16 protein-coding genes are annotated in these 15,304 nt (G+C 58.7%); all 16 read right to left on the bottom strand.

All coding sequences use genetic code 11. The annotated features are described in order from the left end of the window. Positions 1 to 128 precede the first annotated feature (128 nt). The 16 genes from tig to J3351_RS00120 all read right to left on the bottom strand — a co-directional run bounded on the left by tig (position 129) and on the right by J3351_RS00120 (position 15,304). Positions 129 to 1,445: a trigger factor gene (tig, locus tag J3351_RS00195; protein ID WP_207696840.1), complete on the bottom strand. Its 1,317-nt coding sequence runs from the start codon at positions 1,443 to 1,445 to the stop codon at positions 129 to 131. Positions 1,446 to 1,668: 223 nt separating this feature from the next. Then, the gene (locus J3351_RS00190; RefSeq protein WP_097771161.1) at positions 1,669 to 2,352 is read right to left on the bottom strand and encodes a metallophosphoesterase; all 684 of its coding nucleotides are present in this window, start codon (positions 2,350 to 2,352) and stop codon (positions 1,669 to 1,671) included. Positions 2,353 to 2,389: 37 nt separating this feature from the next. Beyond that, positions 2,390 to 3,850, bottom strand: coding sequence for a threonine synthase (gene thrC, locus J3351_RS00185; RefSeq protein ID WP_207696839.1), 1,461 nt, complete (start codon positions 3,848 to 3,850; stop codon positions 2,390 to 2,392). A gap of 98 nt (positions 3,851 to 3,948) precedes the next feature. Next, entirely contained in the window at positions 3,949 to 4,311 is a 363-nt protein-coding gene (locus J3351_RS00180) for a YraN family protein (protein WP_005934349.1), read from the bottom strand. After that, positions 4,311 to 4,955, bottom strand: coding sequence for a ribonuclease HII (locus tag J3351_RS00175; protein ID WP_207696838.1), 645 nt, complete (start codon positions 4,953 to 4,955; stop codon positions 4,311 to 4,313). The genes J3351_RS00180 and J3351_RS00175 overlap by 1 nt, the downstream gene beginning before the upstream one ends. Beyond that, complete coding sequence (gene ylqF, locus J3351_RS00170; protein WP_207696837.1) at positions 4,952 to 5,872, bottom strand: ribosome biogenesis GTPase YlqF; 921 nt, start codon at positions 5,870 to 5,872, stop codon at positions 4,952 to 4,954. The genes J3351_RS00175 and ylqF overlap by 4 nt, the downstream gene beginning before the upstream one ends. Continuing rightward, entirely contained in the window at positions 5,869 to 6,420 is a 552-nt protein-coding gene (gene lepB, locus J3351_RS00165; protein ID WP_207696836.1) for a signal peptidase I, read from the bottom strand. Before lepB ends, ylqF begins: the two co-directional genes overlap by 4 nt. 92 nt (positions 6,421 to 6,512) lie before the next feature. Continuing rightward, a complete protein-coding gene (gene rplS, locus J3351_RS00160; protein WP_035394456.1) occupies positions 6,513 to 6,854 on the bottom strand; it encodes a 50S ribosomal protein L19 in 342 nt (113 codons plus the stop codon). A 215-nt stretch (positions 6,855 to 7,069) separates the two neighbouring features. Next, on the bottom strand, positions 7,070 to 7,714 hold the full coding sequence (locus J3351_RS00155; RefSeq protein WP_097771166.1) for a TIGR03936 family radical SAM-associated protein: 645 nt from the start codon (positions 7,712 to 7,714) through the stop codon (positions 7,070 to 7,072). Next, positions 7,689 to 9,551, bottom strand: coding sequence for a TIGR03960 family B12-binding radical SAM protein (locus J3351_RS00150; protein WP_207696835.1), 1,863 nt, complete (start codon positions 9,549 to 9,551; stop codon positions 7,689 to 7,691). The genes J3351_RS00155 and J3351_RS00150 overlap by 26 nt, the downstream gene beginning before the upstream one ends. Before the next feature lie 40 nt (positions 9,552 to 9,591). After that, positions 9,592 to 10,074, bottom strand: a complete 483-nt coding sequence (locus tag J3351_RS00145) for a peptidase (protein WP_207696834.1) — start codon at positions 10,072 to 10,074, stop codon at positions 9,592 to 9,594. Beyond that, a complete protein-coding gene (locus J3351_RS00140) occupies positions 10,074 to 10,637 on the bottom strand; it encodes a M23 family metallopeptidase (RefSeq protein ID WP_242699243.1) in 564 nt (187 codons plus the stop codon). The genes J3351_RS00145 and J3351_RS00140 overlap by 1 nt, the downstream gene beginning before the upstream one ends. Before the next feature lie 97 nt (positions 10,638 to 10,734). Next, positions 10,735 to 13,056, bottom strand: coding sequence for a polyphosphate kinase 1 (gene ppk1, locus J3351_RS00135; RefSeq protein ID WP_207696832.1), 2,322 nt, complete (start codon positions 13,054 to 13,056; stop codon positions 10,735 to 10,737). Positions 13,057 to 13,104: 48 nt separating this feature from the next. Next, a complete protein-coding gene (locus J3351_RS00130; RefSeq protein WP_207696831.1) occupies positions 13,105 to 13,455 on the bottom strand; it encodes a helix-hairpin-helix domain-containing protein in 351 nt (116 codons plus the stop codon). A gap of 71 nt (positions 13,456 to 13,526) precedes the next feature. Continuing rightward, positions 13,527 to 14,363 carry an HAD hydrolase family protein gene (locus J3351_RS00125; protein ID WP_207696830.1) on the bottom strand — a complete coding sequence of 279 codons (837 nt, stop codon included), beginning with the start codon at positions 14,361 to 14,363 and terminating at the stop codon, positions 13,527 to 13,529. Beyond that, positions 14,360 to 15,304, bottom strand: a complete 945-nt coding sequence (locus J3351_RS00120) for an RluA family pseudouridine synthase (protein ID WP_207696829.1) — start codon at positions 15,302 to 15,304, stop codon at positions 14,360 to 14,362. The genes J3351_RS00125 and J3351_RS00120 overlap by 4 nt, the downstream gene beginning before the upstream one ends.

Raw genomic sequence — 15,304 nt, 5'->3', positions numbered from 1 at the left:
TGATTCTATTTGCAAAATTGACCGATACGGCAAAAGAAACAGGGCCGTATCGGTCAATTTTAACAACCTTTGTTTACAGGGTACGCTTCAAACAGCGTTTCCTGCAAATTGCGGCCTTGGCAGCTGGATTATTCAGCGTCCTCGGTCTTTTCAGCCTCAGCGGCCTTCTCTACGATGTTGGCGTGGCTCTTGATGAAGTCGATGGCCTTGTTGATTGCCAGATCCTTCTTCAGGTCGTCAACGTTGACCAGCTCACGGACCTTGTCCTCTTCCATCTTGTACTGGTCAGCGATGCGCTTGATCTCAGCGGAGACATCCTCCTCGGAAGCCTCGATGTTCTCAGCAGCGGCAACAGCCTCCAGAGCCAGGCGGATCTTGACCTGCTTCTCAGCCTGAGGCATGAAGGAAGCACGGAACTGATCCATGGTCTGGCCCATATACTTCAGGTAGTCTTCCAGGCGCAGACCCTGCTGCTCCACACGGAAGGCGAAGTCATTGACCATCTCGTCCATACGGGTATCGTACATAGCCTGGGGGATCTCAGCCTCCATGCTCTCGATGACCTGATCGACCAGAGCGTTCTCAACAGCCAGGTCATCCTGCTTGTCCAGCTGCTCCTGGTTGTTCTTGCGGATGGACTCCTTGAACTCTTCCAGAGTGTCGTACTCAGAGCAGTCCTTAGCCAGCTCGTCATCCAGAGCGGGCAGCTCCTTGTACTTGACCTCGTGCAGCTTGATCTTAAAGACAGCAGCCTTGCCAGCCAGCTCAGCAGCCTGATACTCCTCGGGGAAGGTGACGTTCACGTCGAACTCCTCACCAGCGGAGTGGCCAACGATCTGATCCTCGAAGCCAGGGATGAAAGAGCCGCTGCCCAGGGTCAGGTTGTAGTGCTCAGCCTTGCCGCCCTCAAAAGCGACACCGTCCACAAAGCCCTCGAAGTCGATATCAGCGATATCGCCATTCTCAGCAGCACCCTCGCGGGTCAGCTCACGGGCGTTGCGCTCCTGCACGCGCTTCAGCTCTGCATCAACGGTCTCGTCGGTAACAGTATGGACAGTCTTCTCAACGGTCAGACCGTTGTAGTTGCCGACCTTGACTTCGGGCATCACAGCGACCTTGACGGTCAAGGTCACGCCCTCGGTCTCGCTGGCAGCATCCACAGAAACCTCGGGACGGCCAACAGGCTCGATGCCGGCTTCCTTCACAGCTGCCTCGTAAGCAGCGGGGAACAGCTCATTGATGGCATCATAGGTAAAGACATCAGCGCCGTACATCTTCTCGATCAGAGAACGGGGAGCCTTGCCCTTGCGGAAGCCGGGCACGGAGTACTTCTTGCCCTCCTTCTTGAAGACATCGGCCACTGCGCCCTTAAAGGCCTCAGCGTCGATGGAGAACTGCAGCTCTGCCATGCTCTTCTCGAGCTTTTCGCACTTGATGAAATTCATTTTGTGTATCCTCCACTCAAAAATTCTATTGCGTTGGGGACAGGTTTTCTTCCCTGTCTCCTGCAACCGCGCACCGCGTCCTGTATTTTCTGTTTGCGAAATGCGGGGACGCGCGCGCTCAATTGGGTGCAACAATCGCGTCAAAACTTATTATAGCACGTTCCAGACACAATTGCCAGACCAAATTTTGACTTTTTGTTCTTTTTGCCCACACTTCCCGCCTTTAATTGATGCGGTAGGGGCAGAAACGCAGGCCATCGGCACTGACAAGCTTATACCGGATGCCGTCCACATCGCCCTGCACCGCGTACCGGATGGCGTTTCCGTGCAGATGGCCGTAGTAACAGCGGGTGATGCCGTAGGCCTTCAGGGTGGCCACGATCTCAGGGGCGCTGGTGCCGGTGTAGACCGGCGGGTAATGCAGGAACACCAGCTTCTCCAACCCCGGTTCCGCAGCATCCAGGCTCATTTTTAAGCGCCCGATCTCGCGGTTCATCACTTTTTCATCGTGGGGTTCTCCCACATCGAACAGCCAGCCCCGGGTGCCGCACAGCGCATACCCCTCCACAGAGTAGGAGTTGTTGTGCAGAATGTGCAGGGTGTCAAAGCCCTCAGCCTTGAGGTAAGCGTTCATCTTGTTGGCCGTGGTCCACCAGTAATCGTGGTTTCCCTTCATGATCAGCTTCTGGCCGGGAAGCTCCTGTAAAAACGCAAAATCCCTGCGCGTATCGTTTAGGCGCATGGCCCAGCTGATATCCCCCGCCAGCACGATGGTGTCCTCGGGTTTGATCAGTTTGCGCCAGTTGCGCTCCAACCGCTCCACATAGCCGTTCCACCCCGGAAAAACATCCATAGGTTTGGAAGCGCCCAGTGAAAGATGGGTATCGCCAAGCACATAAAGTGCCATTCATTTTTCTCCTGTTCTAAGTCCGGCAGGACAAGGTTTATTCCTGATAGCTCAGCGCCACCTGCGCGATCTGCTCCGGGTCGATGACGGTATTGAACCGCTCGGCCTTCTGCCGCAGGGCAGCAAGGCTTGCGGGTGCAGTGCGGCCGGTGGCTGCTTCCAACTCCTGCATGGCCTCAAAGTCGTTCTGCGGGGCAGTGCGGCCCAGAGCCTCCAGCACACTGCGGGGGAACTTGTAGGGGGAGGCAGTGGACAGCACCACCATGGGCACACCCTCGCGCTTGTGACAGCCCGCCACATGGAAGGCCACAGCGGTGTGGGTATCGCAGAGATAGCCATCCTGCTCATAGCGGGCACGGATCTCCCCTGCCACCTCTGCCTCACTGCTCCAGCCGCAGCCAAAGCTCTCCTGAATGGCGGCCAGCGTCTCGGGCCGGACGGTATAGCTGCCGGTTTCAGACAGGCTCTTCATCAGGCCCGCCACCTCGGCATCGCTGCCGGTGACGTGATAGAGCAGGCGCTCCAGATTGGAGGACACCAGAATATCCATGCTGGGAGAAGTGGTCTTGAAGAATTCCCGCTTGGCAGTATAAGTACCGGTGGTCAGGAAATCGGTCAGGACGTTGTTCTCATTGGAAGCGCAGATCAGTCTGCCCACCGGCAGGCCCATCTGTTTTGCATAGTAGCCCGCCAGAATATCGCCAAAATTGCCCGTAGGCACACAGAAGTCCACCTTGTCGCCAAAGCGCACCTTCCCTGCCTTGAGCAGCTGGGCGTAGGCGGCAAAGTAGTAAACGATCTGCGGCACCAGACGGCCCCAGTTGATGGAGTTTGCACTGGACAGGCGGATGTTCCGCTTTGCCAGCTCGGCAGCAATGGCCGGGTCTCCAAAGACCTTCTTCACGCCGGTCTGGGCATCATCGAAGTTGCCGCGCACAGCGTAGACCGCCACATTTTCGCCTTCCTGGGTCACCATCTGCAGGCGCTGGATCTCACTGGTGCCGCCCGTGGGGAAGAACACTGCGATCTCCACACCCGGGATATCGTGGTAGCCATCCAGCGCGGCCTTGCCGGTATCGCCGCTGGTCGCCACCAGGATCAATGTTTTCTCAGTGCGGTCAAGATTTTTCTTTGCCTCCACCAGCAGCTTCGGCATCAGCTGCAGGGCGTAATCCTTGAAGGCGCAGGTCGGGCCGTGCCACAGTTCCAGAGAGTACACCTCATCCGAAACAGAGGCCAGATAGCCCGCCTTTCCGCCAAAGGCCGCACCATAGGTGGCCTTGGCGGCCTCCTGCAGGAACTCCTGCGAATAATCGGTCAGATACTGCCCCACGATGGCAGCAGCCATCTCGGGGTAATCCAGCGCACAGATCGCCTTGACATCCACCTGCGGGAAGCTCTGCGGAACAAACAGACCGCCCTCATCCGACAGGCCCTGTGCAATGGCCTGAGAGGCACTTACCACGCGGTTATGATCTCTCGTGCTGAAAAACTGCATTGTCGTCGCTCCTTTTTGCCAGCGGGACCCGCATTGGCCCCATGTTTGTGACAGCGGCAAAAGCCGTTTTCTGCCTTTTCCCACCAATGCATCCCGCATTACGCGGTAAATGCACCCTTTATAATATGTACCATCCAGCGCCCGCTGTCAAGAGGGGTCACTTCGGCAACGTCAAAACGAACCGGTTCATCACTCTGTCCGGTGTGCTGGAGATAATATTCCGCGGTGCGGATGAGCCTGCGCTGCTTGGCAGGGGTCACGGCCGCAGCAGGTGCGGCCAGCGGGTCGGGGCTGCGGGTCTTGACCTCACAGAGCACCAGCGTGCCGTCCGGCTCCCGCAGGATGAGGTCGATTTCCCCCATCCTAGTGCGGTAGTTGTGGGCCACCAGCTCACATCCCTGCTTCTGGTAATACCGCGCGGCCACAGCCTCGCCGGTGCGGCCGGTCTCGGCCCGATCCATCACTTGCCCTCCGGCCAATAGCCCTGCTTTTTCAGGAAGCTGCGGCGGTAGAAGGGCTGGATCCCGTACTGCTCAATCAGTTCATAATGGAGCCTGGTCGGGTAACCCTTGTGTTTTGCCAGCTGATACTGCGGGTACTGCTTGTCCAGCTCCATCATATAGCGGTCACGGCTGACCTTTGCCAGGATCGATGCCGCGCCGATGCTGGCGCTGGTGGCATCGCCCTTGACCACCGGCTGGGCGGGGATCTCCAGCGCAGCCGGGACACGGTTGCCGTCCACCAGCACAAGATTCGGCACAATGTCCAGCCCTTCCGCAGCCTGCTTCATGCCGCTCATGGTGGCGTTCAGGATATTATCCTGGTCGATGATCTCCGGGCCTACAAAGACGATCTTATAGGCCAGCGCCTTGTCAAGGATTTCATCAAAGAGGGCTTCCCGTTTTTTCTCGGTCAGCTTCTTGGAGTCGTTGATGCCGTACACCGGCTTCTCCGGGTCAAGGATACAGGCCGCCACAACGACCGGGCCGCACAACGGGCCGCGTCCCGCTTCGTCCACACCGGCAAAAAAGCCGTACTGCGCACGGATGGCGGCATCATACTCGTACAGAGGGGCAGAGATCTCCTCGTCAGAACGCCGTTTCATTCGTCGTCCTCCTCGGCAAAGTCTGCCAGATCATCTCTCTGGGGTGGGCGCTCCAGAGAGATGCGGCCCCACTTGCAGGCACGGAACTCGTCCACCAGCATGATGGCACAGCGCTCGGTGTTCACCTCGCCGCCGCGCACCAGCAGACCGCGCTTGCGGCCGATGGCCTCCATCAGTTCGTAGGGCGGCAGGGCCAGCGTCTCTGCATCCAGCTTGTAGCGCTGGGCCACGAGGTCGGGGTAATTGCGGCGCACCTCATCCAGCAGATTCATAGCCAGCTCTTCCACATCCAGGATATCATCCTTGATGGAGCCGATGAAGGCCAGATTAGAAGCAATGGTCTTGGAATCAAACTTTTTCCAGAGCACGCCGGGCATATCCAGCAGGTCAAACTTTTCGGTGCTGACCCACTGCTTGCCCTTGGTCACGCCGGGGTGGTCGGCCGCCTTGGCACGGGCAGAACCTGCAAAGGTGTTGATGAAGGTGGATTTGCCCACGTTGGGGATGCCGCAGAGCATCACCTGAGTTTTGGCACCACCCATACCACGGTTCTGGCGGCGCTCCAGCAGCGAGGCCAGCTCCCTTTCAATGGCGGTCTGCACCGCCTTGGCACCGCCCTTCTGCTTGGCGCTGATGGCCACACAGCCTGCATCGGCGGCGTGGAAGTATCTGATCCACTCCTCTGTCACAGCAGGATCGGCCAGATCTGCCTTGTTCATCACATAGAGCTTTGGTTTGCGGGCCGTAATGCGCTCCACCTCGGGGTTCAGGCTGGAAAGCGGGATGCGGGCATCCAGCAGCACCAGACTGGCATCCACATGCTGGATCTCCGTCTCCATCATCCGCAGGGTCTTGGTCATGTGGCCTGGGAACCATTGGATGTTATATTGATTTGCAAAGCGGGTATCGTTGTTCATTTTACCACCCCAAAATCCGAAAAGGGCAAAAAGCAGAGCAGCACTTTGCCCAGAATATCGCGTTCATCAATGCAGCCCACATAGGACGAGCGGCTGTCCAGCGAGGCGTTGCGGTTATCGCCCATCACGAACACCGTGCCCTCCGGCACCGTGTACGGGAACGTTACGTCATAGCCAAGATAGGTCGGTTCAGCGATATAGGTTTCCTGCAGCACTTCCCCGTTCACCGAGACCGTGCCCGCCTGATAATCAATGTTCACCACATCGCCGCCTTTGGCAATGACACGCTTGACCAGCGGCTTGCCGTAGGCTGTGTAGCTGTCCACGATGACCACATCGCCCCGCTGGGGCTCGTAGCCTGCGCCCCAGACGATCAGCTTATCGCCGTTCTGCAAGGTGGGCACCATGGATTCGCCGTCCACCTGAATGATGCGGAAGAACAGCGAGAATACCAGCACCAGCACCAGCGCGGCGGAGATCAGCGCCTCGTACCACTCAAACACATTCTGTCCACGCACAGTTTCCTGTGTTGAAGTATGTTTTTCCATTTCCCGATGCACCTCACAATCTTGTCTGGCCCGGAATAAAGAAAAAAGGGACAACAAGTTGTCCCTTTTCTCCCGGTTTTACGCGGGGATCATCAAATATCGCTCTTGACCTTAGCAGCCTTGCCGGTACGACCACGCAGATAGAACAGCTTGGCGCGGCGGACCTTGCCCTTGCGGACAACGGTGACCTTCTCAACGAAGGGGCTGTTGATGGGGAAGACACGCTCAACGCCGACACCGTAGGAAACGCGGCGAACGGTAAAGGTCTCTGCAACGCCGCCGTGCTTCTTAGCAATGACGGTGCCCTCGAAAGCCTGGATACGCTCACGCTCGCCTTCCTTGATACGAACATCAACGCGAACGGTATCGCCAACGTTGAACTGGGGCTTCTCAGCCTTGATGCTGCCTTCAGAAATAATCTTCAGTGCGTCCATTTTTGAATCCTCCATTTGTTTTTAGACGTTCATGCACGGCACCTTGCCGTCAGAGGACCGCCCGTTTAATGATATTGTCATTAACCCCGCTGTGGTATCAGCGGACACTAACGCCTTAATAGGATAGCACAAAACGCCCGTAAAATCAAGCGATTTGCCCAAAATAATCCCAAAAATTTTCTGTTCTGCCCAAAAGGCATTCTTTGCCCGGGAAATCAGGCAAAGAGCTGCCGATCCGCCGTCAGGAAGCGCTTGCGCAGGATGCCTGCGCTGGCGGCAGGCAGACCGAACTTTTCTTCCAGAAAGCCGGTGAGCAGCGAGGGATTCAGGTTCAGCTCCTGTGCGGCAGGCAGGCAGAGCTCCATGCAGACACGATCCCCTGCGGTGGTATATTCCACCTGCGGGATGTGATCCTTGAGCTCTACGATCTTTTTGCCCTTTTTGCTGTGCTTTTCCACCGGGGCGCTTTCCAGCGCGTTATACTGTTCCAGCACAGCCGCTGCCGCTGCCGGGTAGGTGATCTGGTAGCAGGCAAAGGCGATGAGGTCAGCCTTCATCTGCACCGGGCCCACATGGGTGATGCGGATGCCGGTGGGCATGATGGCGTTCAGCTCGGTCTGCCACTGGGCAAAATCCGGGTTCTCAGCCTCGGTCTTGACATCCACGCACTCGCACTCGCTCTCCTGCCCCAGCGAAAGCGGGCAGGCAAAGGTCATGTAGATGTGGGGGTTGAAGCCCAGCGTGTGCCACACAGGCAGGCCGCTGCGCTTGAGCACCCGCTGCATCACCCGCTGCAGATCCAGCAGGGAGATGTAAGAGGCCTCATTCTTTTTCTCAAACGAGATTCTGACTGTAATCAAAGCAGGGACCTCCTAACAGATGATTGGCACCGCAGCCATGGCAGGCGCGGTTGCAGGGCTGGGTGGTCTGGGCGGCAAGGGCCTTGTTGTACTCCCGCACCAGATATTCGTGGGTCACACCGTAGTCCATGTGGCTCCACGGGGTCACCTCGTCCAGCCCAATGGGACGCTGGCAGTAGAACTTGGGATCAATGCCCAGATCCTCAAACACCTGCATCCAGGTATCATACTTGAAGCACTCTTCCCAACCGTCAAAGTAACAGCCCCGCTTGTAGGCTTCCAGAATAACAGGAGCCAGACGGCGGTCGCCCTTGGCGAACACACCCTCCAGAAAACTGGTGGTGCTGTCGTGATAGTTCACCTTGATCTTGCGGCTGTGGACGCTTTCCAGCAGGTGCTTCTGCTTGGCCTGCAGGCTTTCCTCCGTGTCCATGGGCACGAACTGGAAAGGCGTATGGGGCTTGGGCACAAAGCAGGCACAGCTGATGGTCACCTGAACGCCCCTGCCCTTGGCGTGCCTGGGGTTGGAGTAATAGAGATCTACCACCTTCTGGGCGGTCTCGGCAATGCCCTCGATGTCCTCCATCGTCTCGGTAGGCAGGCCCATCATAAAGTAGAGCTTGACCGAGGAATAGCCGTTGGCAAAGGCCAGCGAGCAGGTCTTTTCGATCTCGTCCCAGGTAACATTCTTGTTGATGACATCCCGCAGGCGCTGGGTACCGGCCTCGGCCGCAAAGGTCAGGCCGCTCTTGCGCACCTTGGTGGTCTTTTCGATCAGGCTCTGGGAGAAGTTGTCCATCCGCAGAGAGGGCAGCGAGAGGCTGACGTGCTCCTTGGGGGCCCACTCATTCAGATCATCCAGCAGTTCTTCCAGCTGGCCATGGTCGGAGGTGGACAGGCTGGACAGGCTCAGCTCCTCATAGCCGGTGTTGGCGCACAGATCCTGTGCCGCCTTATTCAGCAGGCTGGCATCCCGCTGGCGCATGGGGCGGTACAGGAAGCCTGCCTGACAGAACCGGCAGCCGCGCACGCAGCCGCGCAGCACCTCAATGCTGGCACGATCCTGGATGGCCCCCACCATGGGCACAACAAAGTTCGTTGGCGGAGCAAACTCGTTCAGATCCTTGATGATGGCCTTGGTGATGACCGCCGGGATACCCGGCTCGTTGGGGGTAATGGCCTTGACCTGGCCGTCCTCAAAGTAGGTCACATCGTAGAAGGCAGGGATGTAGACCCCGGGGATCTTTGCAATGCGGCGCAGCAGCTCCTTTTTGGAGACGCTGCCCTCTTTCTTGGCACGCTCAATCTCGGCGCAGATGGAAGGCAGCTGGTTCTCACCCTCACCCAGCTGGATGACATCAAAGAAATCCGCAATGGGCTCCGAGTTGCAGGCGCAGGGGCCGCCCGCCACGATCAGGGGCCAGTGCTCGTCACGGTCCTTTGCGTAGAACGGAATGTGCGCCAGATCGAGCATTGCCAGAATGTTGGTGTAGGAAAGCTCGTACTGCAGGGTAAAGCCCACCGCATCAAAATCGGTCAGGGGGTCCTTGCTTTCCATGGTGTACAGGGGCAGGTCCAGCCGCTCCATCTCAGCCTTCATATCCAGCCAGGGCATAAAGGCCCGCTCACACCACCAGTTCTCGTGGCTGTTGAGCAGCTCGTACAGGATCTTCTCACCGAGGAAGGACATTCCCACCTCGTAGGTATCCGGGAAGCAGAATGCAAACCGGACATCCACCTTTTCTTTGTCTTTATACACGCTGCCCGGTTCGCCGCCGGTGTAACGGCCCGGCTTCTGTACCCGGCCCAGCGCTTCTTTCAGCTTGGGATCAAACATCAAGTTCCTCCATTGACAGAACAGTTTTACTTCATTCGTTTTATTGTACCCGATTCTGCCGGGAAATGCAATCATTGTTTTGGAGGCACCACCATCCGCACGCCGCCAGCTGTGCCCCATCCAGCGGCGGGATGGGCAGAAGGTTGAAAGCCCCGGTCAGGAGGTTGGCCGCCAGAAAGGCACTGGCCCGGATGGTGGCCCGCTGTTCCAGCCGAAGCATCCAGAGCCCGGCCAGCACAAAATTCACCGCAGGGCCTGCCGCGGCAAGGAGAGCGGTCTGCCACAGGGTCATTTCCCTGCCCCGGGTGCGCATACAAAAGCCGGTAAGGGTGACTTCAATGACCGGAAACTGCCCAAACAGGGCAAGATATACCCCGATGTGCCCCCACTCATGCAGGAATGCTGCCAGCAGCCCCAGCCGCAGAAACCCGCTTGCATCGAAATAGAGCAGAACGTACAGCGCCCCGCAGAGCAGCAACGGGTCCCGGAACACAAGCGGCCCATACTGGAATCGATGCCGCATCACGGCAGGCTCAGTGCGGCAGAAGGATCATACCGGATGCCGCCTGTCAGAAATTCAAAGTGCAGGTGTGCCCCGGTGGCACGGCCCGTCTGTCCGGCGGTGCCCAGCCGCTGGCCCGCTGCAACCACCTCCCCGGCCCGGACATAGAGATACTGCATGTGGGCATAGAGCGTTTCCTGCCCGTCTCCATGGGTCAGCCGGACATAGTTGCCGTAAGCGGCTCCACGCCGGGCGGCGGTCACCACGCCGTCCAGTGCCGCAAGGACCGATGTGCCCTCCGCGCAGGCAAGGTCCACGCCCCGGTGGAAGGCTTTTTCCCCGGTAAAGGGATCCTTCCGCCAGCCATAAGGGTCAGAGACACGCCACGCCGCCGTTTCCAGCGGGAAGCAGAGCGTCTGCCCCGGCTTTGCCTGTTTCAGGCTGGCTCCCGCCGGGACATTTTTGCCCGCACAGACCGGGAGCACCCTGCCAGCCAGCAGTATGATCAACAGCACCGTCAGAGCCAGCACCGCCGCCCGTTGATATCGATTGTGTTTCCCTGCTCGTCCATGTTTTGCCTGCATCTTTTCGCCCTCCGTTCTGGAAAGTGTATGCAGAAGGAAGATCACTGAGAACCAAAACACCCCCTGGGAGATTTCCCAGAGGGTGCTCGTTCCGTATTTACCGGCGGAGCCAGTCATGGAGCCGCTGGAAGATGCTGGGGTGGCCGTGCCGTTCCGTGCGATCAACAGCGTGCGGAATGGGTGTGCTCTGCACGGCCGGAGCAGGTGCTGCTTTCACCGTGGCAGGCTGTTTTGCTGGTTCTGGGGGCTGCTCCGCCACCTGAACCGGCTCCGGTCTCGTTTCGGGCTCAGACGGCCGTACCGGTGCCTTTGGCTCGGGCTGCTCCGGTTCTGCCGCAGAAGCGGTATCCCGGGCGAGCCAGTCATCCCGGAGCAGATCGTACATGTCCATCTGGCCGTTGACAAGGGGCTCACCGGGGGCCGCTTTCACCTTCTGATAGCTGCCGTCTGCCCGCATCTCCCGGGCATTGACGTTATCCCGCAGCTGCAGCTGCAGGATATCGCTCAGCTTCTGGATGAGGACAGGGTCCTCCACCCGGACACCCACCTCCACGCGGCACTCCGTGTTGCGGGTGAGGAAATCTCCGGAGGCGATATAGATGCGGGTGGTCACGCCATCGTAGAAGCTGTAGATGCGGCCATGCTCAAGGTAGCGGCCCACCAGACTGCGGATATGCAGGTTCTCGGTCTTGCCCGGCACCTCGGCGCGGACACAGCAGATACCGCGCACGATCATATCGATGCGAACCCCCGCACAGCTGGCTTCTTCGAGCTTCAGGATGATATCCCGATCCGAGATGGAGTTGTTTTTCAGGATCATGGATGCCGGGCGGCCCAGCTTGGCTGCATTGATGACCCGGTCCATCTCGTCCAGCAGCACGCTCTTGAAGCGCAGAGGGGCCACCAGCATCTTCTCGGTGGTCTCCGTCAGCTTCTGCACGGCAAGGTTCTGGAACACGTTGGAGGCTTCCTCACCGATGCCCAGATCTGCCGTGATGAACGAATAATCGGTATAGAGCTCGCTGGTCTTTTCGTTGTAGTTGCCGGTGCCGATCTGGGTGATGTAGCTGTAGCCCTGCGGGCCCTTCTTGGTGATGAGGGTCAGCTTGGAGTGCACCTTGTAATCATCAAAGCCATAGAGAATGGTACAGCCAGCCTCTTCCAGCTGCTTGGACCAGTCGATGTTATTCTGCTCGTCAAAGCGGGCACGCAGCTCTACCAGAGCCACCACTTCCTTGCCATTTTCGGCGGCTTCGATCAGGGCCTGCACGATCTGGGATTCCCGCGCCATCCGGTAAAGGGTCATCTTAATGGAGATGACCTCCGGATCCCGCGCGGCCTTTTTCAGCATCGCGATGAAGGGACGGATAGACTGATACGGATAACTGAGCAGGACATCGTGCTTTTCCACCTCGGCGGCAAGGTCATAATCCTGGGGCGGCAGCATGGGCCGGGCCGAGGGATAGAACAGCTCCGGGTTGCCCTCGGCCTCCATCTTACCGGTGAGCTTGTAGAAGAAGCTCAGATCCAGTGGGCTCTTCTGGGCAAACACCCGCTTATGGCTCAGTTCTAATTTGTCGCAGAGGAGACGCAGGATCTCCTGCGGGGCCGTGGGAGTTACCTGCAGGCGGACAGCGGCCAGCTTGCGGCGGCGCTTGAGCAGGTCGGCCATGATCTCGCGGTAATCGATATCATGGTCCATCATGCCCTCTTTTACATCAATGTCGGCGTTGCGGGTGACGCGGAACAGGCACTTTTCCTGCACGGCATCCTTGCCGAAGATAAGGGACGCATAGTGGAGCACCAGTTCCTCTGTCAGGGCAAACTCGGTCTTGCCCTCCCGGCGCACCAGGATCAGCCGCTCCATCTGGCTGGAGATAGGGATCATGCCAAGGCTCTGGCCCTCTTTCTCCTTGAGCAGAGCGCCGAGGTAGATCTCCTTATTGCGCAGGAATGGGAACGGGTGGCGGTTGTCCACGATCTGCGGGCTGAGGATGGGGAACAGCTCGTTCTGGAAGTATTTTTTCCAGAAGCGCTCCTGTTCCTTATCCATCGCATCAAAGTTTACCTTTTTATAGCCGCAGGCATCCAGATTTTCCAGCGCTTTCTCGTAGTATTTATCGCAGTCCTCCTGCAGATGGGCAACTTTGGGCATGATGGCGTTCAGCTGTTCCTCGGCCGTCATGTTGGTCTTGTTCTCACGCTTGTCCTTATCTTTCTGACTGCGTGCAAGGTTGGCGCGCTCCTGCAGAGAACCCACACGCACCATGAAAAATTCATCCAGATTGGAGCCATAAATGGCAAGAAATTTCACCTGCTCCGCCAGCGGGACATTCTTATCCTTGCCCAGCACCAGCACACGGCGGTTAAAGTCCAGCCAGCTGAGTTCACGGTTGATGAAGATCGTATCCTCTTTCATAGTAGTTTACTCCCTTTTTCCCTGACCTGCGGTTTTCTCCGCAGCGCTTCAGCTCACATAAGCAAGTCCATCCCACTCTTCTACCACCGCTTCTGTCAGGCCGGGCACGGCGGCGACTTCTTCCACCGCAGCAAAGCGTCCGTACTGCTCCCGGTATTCGATGATGGCCCGGGCGCGCTGTTCCCCCACCCCCGGCAGGGTGCAGAGAGCGTCCTGCCCGGCGGTGTTCAGATCGACCCGCGCCAGCTGGATAAGCGGTGTTTCACTCCCGGCTGCACGGCCCGGCCCTGTCTGCCGCGGAACGGCAAACCCAAACGCCAGCGCGACGCACACTGCGCAGACAAGAGCCGCTGTCCACAGAAATCTCTGTTCTGTTTTTGTGAGACTGGCTTTCTTCATCCCATTGTACCCGACTTTCTCTGAAAAAGAAAGCCCTCTGCGGAGAATTTGCAGAGAGCTTTACAATGATTTTACGCAGAAGTTTCCGCACGGCGCACCATGCCGTACAAAAGCTCTGCCGCTGCACCGGTATCGTGGTCGGTCAAGGTCATCCGGTTGGCGGCAAGGCGCAGTTCAGGCGCGGCATCCGCAGGCACAACGCTCTCTCCCGCCAGATGGACAAGGTCGAGCATCTGGGTGCAGCCAGCCAGCACCGTCAGCTGCTCGGCAGCATAGCCGGAGGGAGGGCAGACGGCGTTGAGCATGGCACTGCCTGAGACAAGGCCCGGGGTAAGCACCAGCGTATCCTGTGCAAGGCGCTCCGCATGCAGGAAGGCTGCCGCGTCCCCCAGCGCCTTTTGCAGCGTGGGCAGAATGGGCATCTGCTTTTTGTCCTGATAGAACAGGATGCGCAGAACGTCCTCGCCCTTGACATCGGCGGCGTTGCTCAGCACAAAGGGAGTCCACTCCTGCTTGAGGTGGAACACCAGTCCCTCGCTCATCCGCACAGCGCGGGTGGAGCCATCGCGCATCTGCAGGGCAATGCCCACGCCGGACAGGGAGGGCAGCATCTTCAGGACAGACTCCTCCATCCCCTCAAAGCTGCACAGCGCGGTGCCGGATCCCTCCGAAAAGTTGTAGGCCAGTGTGCCGCCGCAGACCAGTGCGGGCGCACTGAGCCGCACCCCGCCCAACAGAGAGCGGACCGCCCGGGGCGAGCGCTGAGAGAAAACGGTCAGCCTGCCGCCCCTGCTGGCAAAAAGCTGCAGCACGTCCCGCTGGAGCTGGGGCAGATTGCCTGCGGCATCCAGCAGCAGGCTGTCCAGATCACAGAGGACTAGGGTCTGGTCAATGTTCGTCTCTTTCATAGGGTATTTCCTCCTGTGCGCTGACGGAGCGTGGTCAAGAAGCGGGTGAAGTAATCCGGCAGCTCAGAATCGAACCGCAGGTGTTCCCCCGTGATGGGGTGAATAAACCCCAGCGTTTTTGCATGCAGGCACTGACCATGCAGGCTGGTGATGCAGTTGTGGGGGCCGTACACCGGGTCGCCCGCCACCGGGTGGTGGATGGAAGCCATGTGAACGCGGATCTGGTGGGTACGGCCCGTTTTCAGGCGGCACTCCAGCATCGTGAACTCGCCCAGCCGTTCCAACACCTTGTAGCCGGTATAGGCGTACTTTGTGTGAGGCTCACTGGCCGGATAGACCGCCATCTTCTTGCGGTCGGTCTTGCTGCGGCCCAGGTTGCTCTCCACAAAGCCCTCATCCTGGGCAAAGCCGCCATAGACGATGGTATTGTAGGCCCGCTCCACGCTGTGCACCGCCATCTGCTGGGAAAGGCCGATGTGGGTTGCATCATCCTTTGCCACCACAAGCAGACCGCTGGTGTCCTTATCGATGCGGTGGACGATGCCGGGCCGGATCTCGCCGCCAATGCCGGAAAGGCTGCCCTTGCAGTGCCAGAGCAGAGCGTTGACCAGGGTGCCGTCCGGGTTGCCGGGAGCCGGGTGGACGACCATCCCTTTGGGCTTGTTGACCACCAGAAGGTGTGCATCCTCATAGATGATGTCCAGCGGGATCTCCTGCGGCACAGCCTCGATGGGCTTTGCGTCGGGGATCTCCAGCAGGATGATATCCCCTGCCTTGAGCTTCAGGCTCTTGGCCGGGGCCCTGCCGTTGCAGAGCACATGGCCCTCAGCCACAAGGCCCTGCAGGGCACTGCGGGAAAGGCCGGTGTCCTCGCCGCTCAGAAAGCGATCGATGCGCTGGCCTGCGCCCTCGGCTTCCACGATATATTCACGCTGCTCCAT

It is taken from the genome of Faecalibacterium sp. Marseille-Q0746, from assembly GCF_017377595.1.
GTDB classification, from domain to species: Bacteria; Bacillota; Clostridia; order Oscillospirales; family Ruminococcaceae; genus Faecalibacterium; species Faecalibacterium duncaniae.
The sequence above is the reverse complement of the archived record's forward strand: the minus strand, read 5'-3'. Positions and strand labels throughout refer to the sequence as shown.

What these genes read in the sequence shown, in the direction of transcription:
- tig (WP_207696840.1), bottom strand. Translation starts at nt 1,445, where the DNA reads ATGAATTTCATCAAGTGCGAAAAGCTCGAGAAGAGCATGGCAGAGCTG.
- J3351_RS00190 (WP_097771161.1), bottom strand. Translation starts at nt 2,352, where the DNA reads ATGGCACTTTATGTGCTTGGCGATACCCATCTTTCACTGGGCGCTTCC.
- thrC (WP_207696839.1), bottom strand. Translation starts at nt 3,850, where the DNA reads ATGCAGTTTTTCAGCACGAGAGATCATAACCGCGTGGTAAGTGCCTCT.
- J3351_RS00180 (WP_005934349.1), bottom strand. Translation starts at nt 4,311, where the DNA reads ATGGATCGGGCCGAGACCGGCCGCACCGGCGAGGCTGTGGCCGCGCGG.
- J3351_RS00175 (WP_207696838.1), bottom strand. Translation starts at nt 4,955, where the DNA reads ATGAAACGGCGTTCTGACGAGGAGATCTCTGCCCCTCTGTACGAGTAT.
- ylqF (WP_207696837.1), bottom strand. Translation starts at nt 5,872, where the DNA reads ATGAACAACGATACCCGCTTTGCAAATCAATATAACATCCAATGGTTC.
- lepB (WP_207696836.1), bottom strand. Translation starts at nt 6,420, where the DNA reads ATGGAAAAACATACTTCAACACAGGAAACTGTGCGTGGACAGAATGTG.
- rplS (WP_035394456.1), bottom strand. Translation starts at nt 6,854, where the DNA reads ATGGACGCACTGAAGATTATTTCTGAAGGCAGCATCAAGGCTGAGAAG.
- J3351_RS00150 (WP_207696835.1), bottom strand. Translation starts at nt 9,551, where the DNA reads ATGTTTGATCCCAAGCTGAAAGAAGCGCTGGGCCGGGTACAGAAGCCG.
- J3351_RS00145 (WP_207696834.1), bottom strand. Translation starts at nt 10,074, where the DNA reads ATGCGGCATCGATTCCAGTATGGGCCGCTTGTGTTCCGGGACCCGTTG.
- J3351_RS00140 (WP_242699243.1), bottom strand. Translation starts at nt 10,637, where the DNA reads ATGCAGGCAAAACATGGACGAGCAGGGAAACACAATCGATATCAACGG.
- ppk1 (WP_207696832.1), bottom strand. Translation starts at nt 13,056, where the DNA reads ATGAAAGAGGATACGATCTTCATCAACCGTGAACTCAGCTGGCTGGAC.
- J3351_RS00130 (WP_207696831.1), bottom strand. Translation starts at nt 13,455, where the DNA reads ATGAAGAAAGCCAGTCTCACAAAAACAGAACAGAGATTTCTGTGGACA.
- J3351_RS00125 (WP_207696830.1), bottom strand. Translation starts at nt 14,363, where the DNA reads ATGAAAGAGACGAACATTGACCAGACCCTAGTCCTCTGTGATCTGGAC.
- J3351_RS00120 (WP_207696829.1), bottom strand. Translation starts at nt 15,304, where the DNA reads ATGGAGCAGCGTGAATATATCGTGGAAGCCGAGGGCGCAGGCCAGCGC.